Genomic DNA, 9,661 nt, shown 5'->3' on the forward strand with positions numbered 1-9,661 from the left:
GCGCTGGACAAGGATGCCTCTACCGGCAGGAGTCAGACGGGCATTACGGTGGACCATGAAGACCTCTTAGTCGCTAGGTGTGTGTGGTAACCACCAACCTAAGAGGTCTTCACCCTTTCACCGTGTAACCAACGTCTTGGCTGAGTACACCTAGCGGCCGAACTGCCAGCTCGCCACTGTCCGCAAACAGGGCCACACCGTCGAACGACGGCTTATCCTCGGCACATGGGAAAACGTGACGCAGGTGCCGGCATGACCGTGATGGAAGCATTCAGGCGGGCTATGAAATACAGCGGCGACGATCTGCGCCGTGGCGCCCTATGGGGGGTACTCCCGGCGGCCTTCTACTGGTTCATCCAGGGCCCGGGCTATGGAATCGCAGTCGGTGTAACCATCACCGCGATGGTCTACATCGTCCGCGTCGGGAAGAATGCCAGYGCACTCCGCAGCGTGGAACGCAGCCGCGCCCGCCGGGAGGCGCTCAATGTTCCCGATTGATATTGATGCCCCGCGGCCGGAGATTCCGCACTCGGAGCGGATCTTCGCCGCATCGAAAGAGCTCCACGACGCCTACGCGCGCGACGAGGAGTGGACCCGTGTCATGCCCCTGCATGAGGCCTCGGTCCTGTTCTTCACTGAGGTGATCGGCGACGCCATGCACGCATTGAACACGCGATGGGATGAAGCAGGCCGCCCGAGCGACTTCCCCGATGCTCTGGCGGTGCGGGACGAGCGGAACCGGATCGCCTGCGCCGAAGGCAAAGCGGCTCCGGGGGCAGTCCGCAGACCCCATGACGAAGAGYAGCGTACCCGGAGAGGCTGACGGGCCGGTCCGCACATATGTGTTCAATGAACATCGTCAAGGACGCCCGCGGGGCCCTCTCACAGCCCGTGACACCGTCACCTACCTCTTCGGCGGCCGCTACACAGAGATCATGACCGCCAKGGTCATCGAGGTCCCGGTCAAGGCGAAGATCGGCTCCATCGACCGACTCAACCGCCAGACCTGGGGTGCCTATCCGGACARAACAACATGGGCTGACAGCACCAGCCTCATCGTTGTCGAATCCCTGCCTGGAAGGCACGCCGGGACGCAGCCCGCGCCGGGAAGTAGCCCGAAACACGGAAGGCCCGTGTCCAACACGGGCMCTTCCACGCAACGGTCAGTTCAAGTGGCCAGTGCCATTCAGGAAGCCGATGAAGACCATGATCCATCCTATGGAGACGAGGATGTCGATCCAGCCAAGGACCTTTCCGAAGGTTGCCGGACCATAGTATTTTTCAGCCTTCCTGGCTTGCACGAGGGCCAGGGGGCCGAAGACAATGCCGAGGACGAAGAATCCCAGGATCCCGAACATCACGGCTGCATCTTTTGCTCTCATGCCATCCATTGACAGGGCGGTTTCAACAGCAATGCTCGGGTCCTCGCCGTGCCGGACGGGACGCATGGTGGATCTGGAATGGGGCACGGGAGACCTTTCGACGGTGGCTGATGCGGGGGAATCCCGTAAAAAGCGCATGCCGATCGTCCCCCGTGCCTGAACATACCGGCAATCGCAGGATTCCCATACCTCCGGCCCCGAGCCGGTCATTMGTGTCGGCAAAACCAGTCGCTGCGCGCTTGCGGGCGCCGACTTCGACKGCTGGGCGTCAGTGGCKGGCCCCGGACAAAAGGACGGCGAAGAAGATGATCCAGGCGGCCGAGGCGATGACGTCGATCCAACCGAGGACCCTGCCGAGGGTTGCCCGGGTATTCAATGCTTCAGCCTTCTTGGCGGTGGCGATGGCCATGGGGCCGAAGACGATGCCKAGGAAAAAGAATCCTATGACTCCTAGAAATACAGCGTCTCCTTTGTGCTTTTCGCCCTCCGCGCGTTTGTCCGCACGGAGCTTCGCGGCGGAAGCCCTCTGCCTCTCCTCGAAATTTTCCTGGGCCCGGGCACGTCGTGAAAGCTCAAATTTGGACGGGGACACTGTGGAGACCTTTCGACGGTGGCTGATGCGGGGGAATCCCGCAAAAGCGCATGCCGATCGTCCCCCGCGCCTGAACATACCGGCAATCGCACGATTCCCGCACACTCCTGCCCCGGGGCCGTTCATTCGTGTCGGKAAGTCCGATCAACACTGCCACACACCGCACGTGCCGCTGCMGGGCAGTAGCCGCTGGCTCGCCTAGTGGTTCAAGTTGTTCACCATTGGCTCTTTCGCCGAGGACGAGCTCCCCGTTGAAGCCACGATGTCCGATGAGGTCGACATCTACCCCCTGGGMGACGACGACGCCGCGTCGCTCCCTGCCGACCCAGAATTGATCCTTTGAAGGACTCATGGACCAAGGAAGCGGTGGCACGTGGTACCCGGCGAGGAACTTGGCGGCATCGGTGCATTTGGTTTGTAACCGGTCGAGACAGCGTCCCCGCTAGGCTGGTGCTTCGAGCGGAGACGACGAGGAGGCGCTGTGATTCACGGACGCGATGACAGTGAGTGGGACGAGCTGGTTGTAGCTGGCCATAAATACCTGAGAGAGATCGCGTCGAAAGGCACCGTGGTTAATTATACCCAGTTCAATGACGAGCTGGAGGACCGKACGGGCTTGCAGGGCTTCGACTTCGAATCGGAACTTGGACGCGATCAGCTGAGCCACCTGCTTGGGGCCATCGCCGAACGCGACCGGGAGGACAACCCCGGCTTCATGATCACGTCCCTGGTCGGCMGAAAGGGTGACTACGGGCCTGGGAAGGGCTTCTACGAACTCGCGCATAGCTGGAACTACAAGTTCGATGCGTCAACGAAGGACGGCCGCTTCAACTTCTGGCAGGAGCAGCTCATGCTCACCCGCGCGGCCCTCGAGAAAGCACCGCGAGTCCGGTCGTAGGCCGCTTGGTCCCATACGCTTCGGCGATTGCGTTAATGGGTCCGGCGATAGCCGAAGCCGTKGGGAGTTGTGTCTGGGCGAACTGGGTTGGTTGGCGGTTGATGCCGGTGGTCGAAAAAGTTTTGGGTCGGCCGGTTGAAGGGCATTTATATGAAGGGTCGGCGCTGGCGCGCCTCCCCAGACAACTATTCGTTCCTCTCTGCGTCAGCATCTTGTTTCACAGATGTCCGCTGCGCGGCCATTGTTGACCTGATCGCTGCGCTCTCGTCCCTGATCGATTCCTTCCCGGATCCCTTCTCGTTGACCTCTTCTCGCTATCCGAAACCCTTCTGCTTCTCTCTGTGATTCCCTGCCGCCTGGCGGCGGCCTACCCCACAACCTTCGCTTACTGAAACTTCACCCTCTCTCCCTGGCGCTGCGCGCCCGGCCACCTACGCGCTCTCTTCTTGAAAACCCACACGTCACCTTGTTGCCGCTGGCTGCGTCCTCCTGGTTCCCGTTCCCGGTCTTCGCCCACTCCGCTTCGCTGCGTTCACTCAACCGCTCACTGCACCACAACCCGGCACTCTCCGGATGAAAACTTCCGCTGACTGAACGGACACCCTCACGGCTGCAGGCAGCGGACTGCGTCCGCGCCACGTCGGCCACCGGAGCCACACGACTACCCGGCGCTGCGCGCCTCCAGCTTCGTCCTGCGGACAGCTATCCCCTGCGGGGAGCTTGATGCCTCACGGCCACGGACTGCGTCCGTGCTGCCTGCGCTGCGCTGCGGCCCGGCATACTTGGCGTGCCGCGTCATGACCTGACGTTGCGTTCACCGGGAGTGATGGCCTGCGGCCGGCGGGCTGGTGCCATTGGGCAGCCGTTGGCTGGTCTCGTTGTCGAGGCGTCTGCCTGGTCGACGTGCTGTGCGTTTCTCGGGTGACTGCGTCACCTAGGGTGCCGGTCCGGTTCCCTCTGCACTGAGCTTTGCGTGTGGCTGGCTTCCCCTGCGGGGAGCGGATTGCGTCGCGTTCGGCTTCACGGTCTCGGCATGACTCGGTCAGGGTTGGGCCTGCGGCCGGCGAGGATGCTGCACTCTTTGAAGTCAGGATGGCTCAGTGGTGTGACCCGCAGTAAACCTCCCGGCACACGAGGCCGGCGAAACGATGACCTCTGAGGATTCAGGTCGGATGCGATGACCCGGCMCATCGTTACGCTCACACGTTCCGTTGAACTGAACCGGCTGACGGATTGGCGGCTGCTGCTCCACGTGGATCTCGAAGGGCTGCTCCTTCACGTGTGGCCGGCGGCTTCGGACAACAAGTGGCCACACATCTTTGGACTGGCCCGCAGCGTGCGGCCTGAAGACCACATCAAGCAGCTCAGCAATTCATGACGCGTCAGCGGCATCACCGTCACCCCCGCAGACTGAACCCGACAGCAGCACCCAGCCAGGCACAACTCGCCGGCCGCAGGCCACAACCCGGCCACCCCACTCCGGTCACATGCCGTCCTTGGACCCGGCCAGCTGCACAACTCTTGATCACCTCCCAACAACCCCGGCACCATATGACGCGCCAGCGGCATATCGGCCAGACAAAAAGCCCGGGGACACTTCAACGGCAGCCCACCACCCACCCACTCGCCGGCCGCAGGCCCCCGCGGAGCGGGTTGAAGGCCCGCCGCAGGCGCAACACGCCGCTCCGCAACCGATACCGGTTGATGAAAAAATTCTTCGGGAAAATCCAGAGAAAAGGCCGTCGGCCGGACGAAGCAGCCCACACTCAATCTGTAATGGCCCCGACGCCACAGGCCATCCAATCAGGACCTGCACGCAGCAGGCTGCGCCCGCCGGTAATTGCCCGCGAATACACCATCTCAAGGCCATAGAAGGCAGGGTGGGGGCCCCKAACCCGGCTTCCCGCGATACGGGCGGCAGACCTCAGCGTTCAGGGAATGTAATCGGCCTTTATCCCGGGCCTGGAGTTTCACGGGGCTGTATCCGAAAACTACGCATGGCTTCCAGCATGGAACAGCGCATTTACCGGCTAACCCGAGCCGGCGGKATCGATACAAACCCCACCCTTTTCGTGCAAACGGCCGGCACCTTCGCCTCGCCCGCCACCGAATACGGCCATCAAACGCGTGTGCCCCGGCTGGCAGGAACAGCACCGCTACCTGTCAATCTTCGCCGACGAACTCTCGCTCCTGGCCGGCAACTCCCCCGAGGTTCTCGGCTGGCTCCGCGACCAGGGCCGGTCCTTCGGGTCCGTCCGTTCCTGGCTACCCAGCGTCCGGAACAGTTGYCTCCCCTGCTGCGGAACAACCTGCTCAGCTACGGCACCCTCGTTTCGTTCGCACAGATCGACTCGGCCACCGCCAAAGAGGTTGCCGGCGCGATGGGCGAAGAGTGGACGCAGGAAGACATCCAGCACCTGGAGCCCTGCGACGTGCTCGTCCGCTCCCACGTTGAACCGCGGCGCCAGTCCGCCTTCATCGTCAAGCTCCCCAATTACGAAGCCGACGTGGCCGACTATCCCGCCACCCAGGGGTACGCCGACACGGCACTGAAAGAGACCGCCCTGTGAGTTCCCCCGCGCACCGCCACAGCACCGAKGGCATCCACGCCTCGATGCTCCCMTCCGCATGCACCGTCGACGACGTCGCGACCCACAACCGCGTCGACCCGTACTGGGACAGGCTGTGGGCGCCGGGCTCCCAGGCCGTCTGGACCACCGGGCAGCTGGAGCGCACCCGCGCCGACATCGGAGCCGGTCACACCAACAGCCGGCACCGGATGCCACAGGCAGAGGCCATGCGGCTGCTCACCACCAACAAGGGCCGCGCCGCCCGCCTGGCGGGATGGTCCGTCGTGGATTCCTGGCGCACGGTGTCCGCCGAACAGATGGCCGCGTTCACCGGCTGCCCTTTGTTCCTGGATCCGTCCTGCTCGAACATCGCCGCGTCCTTCTTGGTCGACCTGCTCGACTTCGGCACGTTCTCCCATCCGTCCCGCCGGCTGCCGGGCAAGGGACGGGGCATGCTGTACCGTCCCGGCAACTMCGACGCCTTCGACAAGCTCATCGCACCGACCCTCACCTTCCCGGAATGGGTCGCCGTCACCGGCGGCACCCCGTGGAGTTCCGGCGGCCAGTACGACCGGCACAACGTGCTCTCCGCCGAGCTCGCGCTCCGCGCCGCCGAGTACCTGCCCATCGGGGCAGTCCTGGGCGAGAAGCACGCGACCGTGGACCTGCTGGCCGGAACCGGCATCGGCAAGACAGTGAAAAACCCCGACAACCGCCGCGCCGACGGAGTCATCGTCCGGACCGACGGCATGCGCCTCGCCTACGAACTGACCGCCACGGCATCGGCCGCCTTCGAGAACAAGGTCCGCCGCTGGGCGAAGATCCTCTCCGAGCGCCCACTGGAAACCTCCGGACTCACGATCGTCTTCATCGCCGCGCCGCACCCGGACCGGCCAGTCACGGGTCGGGACCCGCGCGGAGAAATCTACCGGCGCCTGTCCAAGGTTCTCACCGAGTTCCCCGGCACCGGAAAGAACTCCCCAGCGGCAAGGATCGGCGTCGCGACCTGGGACGAATGGTTCCCGGCCCGGCACGAGCTGAGCGAAGAGTTCTTCACGCTGACCGCCGACTTCGCCGTCGGCGCCGGCCGCGGCGCGCAGAAGTGGGTGCCCCGCCAACTGCTCGGTGACTACGGCTTCACCCCGTGGGAGACGTTCGACCCGACCGCCGTCGTGGACAACGCCCCGCTCATCGCGGCGACACCGCACTGGTTCCGCAAGGGAGACCACACGCACCTGATCGGCACCCCCATGTCACGGGTCAGGGAGGAKATTCCGCAGCCCGCTCCGGTCCGTCCCGGGCTCGGCCTGCCGCTGCCACTCGGCGCCGCCCGCGGAGTCTCCGGCGGCGCGAAGCTGCCCGCCCGGCTGAGGATCGAAGCTTGAGCGGCCCTGCTACTGAGCCTTAACGACAACCGGCCGACCACGGCCTCGAAGCCGTCGGGTTTGCCGTCCACAAGGACTCAAGCACCGGGCCGAGCCGGACTTCCTGATCAACGCCGACTACCGACGGGAGGCCCAGGCCGACCGGGTATGCAATTCGTCAACGGGAACACCCCGACCTTCCTCTGAGACATGAACGCACTGTCCGCGCCGATGCTGAGATCGGAGGCTCGGAGAGGGGCTGCTGGGCTTGCCGGTTGAGGCGTGGGAGCGCCTGCGCCGTCAGGCGGAGGCCACCACGCTTTGACGGCGACGGCCCGGTAGCCGGCAGGCCGAGGCGACAACCAACAGCCCCGGTCAGTAGCCTCCGGATAGGTTCCGTGCCATGTCKAGGACGGGTTCAGGGGGCTCGCCGGTTTCAAGCCACTCCTTCGCGTTCACGGCCCGCCCGTTCAGGACCAGATCGGGCTGCAGAGTGAGGAAGAAGCCAGCAACCGTGCCAGGGTGAGCATTGGCAGGCAAGGCCTTCAGCACAAGGTGGAGCYAGGGGATCACGGCCCCAGGTGCGGTGAACTGCCATTGGGGAAACAACAGGTCTCCGTCCTGCCGGTACGCGTACAGCTCCCCTCTGTCGGMCAGATCCTGCAATGTCTCGGCGCTGAGTGACAGCCGCCGGGCGACTTCCTCAACGCCGACAGCTCCCCTGCCTGGCCCGGGTGCATCGGCTGCCGTTGCCGCGGCGGGCCCGGCCGCGTTGCTATCGATGCCGGAATACCGATCCCAAAAMTCTTTCTCTTCTTGCCTCATGCCAAAAAGCCTCACAAGTCCTCGTTGGCCAGATCGACCACCCACCGAGGCGACTCCTTGTTCAGACGACGGTCAGTGATGCACCGTAAGCGMGCCGCGGCAACCTGGAACTGTCGCTGCTCCGCCGCCTTAGCCAGCATGAGTTCGGTGTTATGTTGCCCGTCCTGGCCGCCGTCATGTCCGGCCCGGGCCAACAGTGCCTCGATCAGTGCGTCGTCCTGGATCATGGCCAGATCCCCGCAACCCAGCGACCGGGCTAGATCGGCCAGGTACTGGAACAGGTGTTGGTCCGGACCGGTGCGCTTCCAGTCCTGCGCGATCAGGGCCAAGAGCAGGTCGATGCGTTGTCTGTCGCGCTCCGAGAGCTCAAACGGAATGTCCGTCATGGCAGTATCATCCCTCGACAGGCAATCGATTGAAGTGGCTCCCCACCGGTGAGCTCCGCCCGGACGGCGCCAGGCAGCAGGGTTGACGAGGCCTCCACCTGATGGCCGATCTTGCTCATATCCGTCCGGTCAATGCGTTCGGAAACGACGTCCGCCACCCAGTCGCTGACGTGCTCGTAACCTTCGGCGTCAGCAATCTCGCGCACCAGGTCAGCCTCTTGTAGCGCCAGGCGGAAGCCGATGAGCCGACGTTCCCCTTTACTAGGACGACCTACGCCTCGGTTGGATGTAGCCATGGTTCTCACAGTCCTTGAATTCCAGCGTTCCAGGGGCCACCTGTCGACGTCATCATCCGCCGGCAAGGMGTTCGATTGAAATGACCGGGGTGGTGTTTCGTACCGTGGCAACGCCGTCCCCGCGCACGTCGATGAGCAGGGCCCCAGGCTGGCCGAGCTGGAGCTGCCCGATACTTAGCAGGGGCACGGTTTCCCCGTCCCTCCGGAGATCGGCCACCGGGATCCGAGCGTAGTCACCTAGCGGATATGTCCGGGCGGGGAGGCGGGTCATKGCGCTCCGGCCGGCTGCCAGGTCCAGGAGATAAATCGAGCCCGACGCGGTTGTCACCTGCCAGAGGCCCGCGTCGCCGTCAGTGAGGCGGCCGGTCAGTTCAACCATGTGAAGCAAAGTCTCACGGGCCGCAGGATCGCCCAACCCGTCGAGGGCTTCGAGATCCTTCACCTCMACGTTGGTTCCTGGGACGATCCGTTCCACAGCTTCATGGAACCAGGGCACGGTCCTCGCTGACACGGTGCGGCCGGGGCCGACGCGCACGACCAGGCACAGGGCCGCCGGGTCATCAGGATCCATGGCCCAGACTTGATCGAAGGCGATCTCCCAGCCCGCCTGAAGTATCTGCGCCCGCTGTACGGCGCTGGGCTGAACCACGGCCGGCCCCCTTTCCGTTCATTCGAATTCTAGGAACACGAATTGTCCACTAGCTTGCCGGAAAATTCGCGTCCCCGGAAATCGGGGCCAGCACGCCAGCCCGTCGGCGATCTCGTTCAGCGGGTGCCCGTCGTGGCCCCGGACCCATTCGAAGCGGATGTCGACGCCCCGTGCCGAGCCCAGGATGCGCTTGCATTCGTGGACGGAGTCGTGGTCCTCCTCGGAGAGGGGCTTCTCGGCGGCGGCACGCTCCAGCAGCTCCAGGGCCGCCTTCGAGTCCGTCAGGGCCGTCAAGGACCCGATGCCGTCCATCAKGACCGGGTGGAGGTTCAGGGTCGCCTGCAGGCCGCGGCGGATCGCGGCGAGCTTCCCGGGGCAGGTACGGCCGTGGTCGGACACGATGGAAACGGTCGTAGAACCAGCCCTTACTGATGGTGACCCGAACAACCAAGTCTCGCTGGAGCGCTCGCCACCCTTTCAAGCATCCTTCGTGGAAGTGTGGCCCTACACTGAGCGCATGACACAGACACAGACATGTACCGCCCCCACCGGGCGCGGTTGCCAAGCAAAGTGTTATGAAAGTGTTTATTCCAAAGGCTCAAGGGTTCAAAAACMCTTGAAATCTGTGGAGCTAAGGAGATTCGAACTCCTGACCTCTTCGATGCGAACTGAGCTATAGCCCCGAAGCAACGCCGGTCC

Annotated in this window: 12 protein-coding genes and 1 tRNA gene; 5 read left to right on the forward strand and 8 right to left on the reverse strand. The window is 64.1% G+C overall.

What is annotated here, in order from left to right; all coding sequences use genetic code 11:
* Positions 1 to 252 precede the first annotated feature (252 nt).
* Both AC1DBQ_RS18670 and AC1DBQ_RS18675 read left to right on the forward strand, forming a co-directional pair.
* Positions 253 to 498 (forward strand): hypothetical protein, encoded by a 246-nt coding sequence (locus tag AC1DBQ_RS18670; protein WP_476929928.1) that lies wholly within the window; start codon positions 253 to 255, stop codon positions 496 to 498.
* Positions 485 to 823, forward strand: coding sequence for a hypothetical protein (locus AC1DBQ_RS18675; RefSeq protein WP_476929929.1), 339 nt, complete (start codon positions 485 to 487; stop codon positions 821 to 823). Before AC1DBQ_RS18670 ends, AC1DBQ_RS18675 begins: the two co-directional genes overlap by 14 nt.
* A 340-nt stretch (positions 824 to 1,163) precedes the next feature.
* Here the strand turns inward: AC1DBQ_RS18675 and AC1DBQ_RS18680 are convergent, their stop codons facing one another.
* Complete coding sequence (locus AC1DBQ_RS18680; RefSeq protein ID WP_476929930.1) at positions 1,164 to 1,382, reverse strand: hypothetical protein; 219 nt, start codon at positions 1,380 to 1,382, stop codon at positions 1,164 to 1,166.
* 268 nt (positions 1,383 to 1,650) lie between these two features.
* Positions 1,651 to 1,974 (reverse strand): hypothetical protein, encoded by a 324-nt coding sequence (locus AC1DBQ_RS18685; protein ID WP_476929931.1) that lies wholly within the window; start codon positions 1,972 to 1,974, stop codon positions 1,651 to 1,653.
* Positions 1,975 to 2,542: 568 nt separating this feature from the next.
* On the opposite strand from AC1DBQ_RS18685, the gene AC1DBQ_RS18690 reads away from it, so the two are divergent.
* The 3 genes from AC1DBQ_RS18690 (at position 2,543) to AC1DBQ_RS18700 (ending at position 6,827) form a co-directional block, all read left to right on the forward strand.
* Positions 2,543 to 2,872, forward strand: coding sequence for a hypothetical protein (locus tag AC1DBQ_RS18690; RefSeq protein WP_476929932.1), 330 nt, complete (start codon positions 2,543 to 2,545; stop codon positions 2,870 to 2,872).
* A gap of 2,285 nt (positions 2,873 to 5,157) precedes the next feature.
* Positions 5,158 to 5,442, forward strand: coding sequence for a hypothetical protein (locus tag AC1DBQ_RS18695; protein ID WP_476929933.1), 285 nt, complete (start codon positions 5,158 to 5,160; stop codon positions 5,440 to 5,442).
* Positions 5,439 to 6,827: a hypothetical protein gene (locus AC1DBQ_RS18700; RefSeq protein WP_476929934.1), complete on the forward strand. Its 1,389-nt coding sequence runs from the start codon at positions 5,439 to 5,441 to the stop codon at positions 6,825 to 6,827. Before AC1DBQ_RS18695 ends, AC1DBQ_RS18700 begins: the two co-directional genes overlap by 4 nt.
* Positions 6,828 to 7,181: 354 nt before the next feature.
* Here the strand turns inward: AC1DBQ_RS18700 and AC1DBQ_RS18705 are convergent, their stop codons facing one another.
* From AC1DBQ_RS18705 to AC1DBQ_RS18730, 6 genes are all read right to left on the reverse strand, one after another.
* On the reverse strand, positions 7,182 to 7,631 hold the full coding sequence (locus tag AC1DBQ_RS18705) for a helix-turn-helix domain-containing protein (protein WP_476929935.1): 450 nt from the start codon (positions 7,629 to 7,631) through the stop codon (positions 7,182 to 7,184).
* Between the two features lie 11 nt (positions 7,632 to 7,642).
* On the reverse strand, positions 7,643 to 8,017 hold the full coding sequence (locus AC1DBQ_RS18710) for a hypothetical protein (RefSeq protein WP_476929936.1): 375 nt from the start codon (positions 8,015 to 8,017) through the stop codon (positions 7,643 to 7,645).
* On the reverse strand, positions 8,014 to 8,313 hold the full coding sequence (locus AC1DBQ_RS18715) for a hypothetical protein (protein ID WP_476929937.1): 300 nt from the start codon (positions 8,311 to 8,313) through the stop codon (positions 8,014 to 8,016). The genes AC1DBQ_RS18710 and AC1DBQ_RS18715 overlap by 4 nt, the downstream gene beginning before the upstream one ends.
* Before the next feature lie 52 nt (positions 8,314 to 8,365).
* Positions 8,366 to 8,962: a hypothetical protein gene (locus tag AC1DBQ_RS18720; RefSeq protein WP_476929938.1), complete on the reverse strand. Its 597-nt coding sequence runs from the start codon at positions 8,960 to 8,962 to the stop codon at positions 8,366 to 8,368.
* Between the two features lie 18 nt (positions 8,963 to 8,980).
* On the reverse strand, positions 8,981 to 9,361 hold the full coding sequence (locus AC1DBQ_RS18725; protein ID WP_476929939.1) for a ribonuclease H family protein: 381 nt from the start codon (positions 9,359 to 9,361) through the stop codon (positions 8,981 to 8,983).
* A 227-nt stretch (positions 9,362 to 9,588) separates the two neighbouring features.
* Positions 9,589 to 9,645 (reverse strand) — tRNA-OTHER (locus tag AC1DBQ_RS18730).
* Positions 9,646 to 9,661 lie beyond the last annotated feature (16 nt).

This window comes from Arthrobacter sp. 10T413_2, assembly GCF_056394205.1.

Excerpts from the sequence above, each read along its gene's own strand:
- AC1DBQ_RS18680 (WP_476929930.1), bottom strand. The coding sequence starts at position 1,382 with ATGAGAGCAAAAGATGCAGCCGTGATGTTCGGGATCCTGGGATTCTTC.
- AC1DBQ_RS18715 (WP_476929937.1), bottom strand. The coding sequence starts at position 8,313 with ATGGCTACATCCAACCGAGGCGTAGGTCGTCCTAGTAAAGGGGAACGT.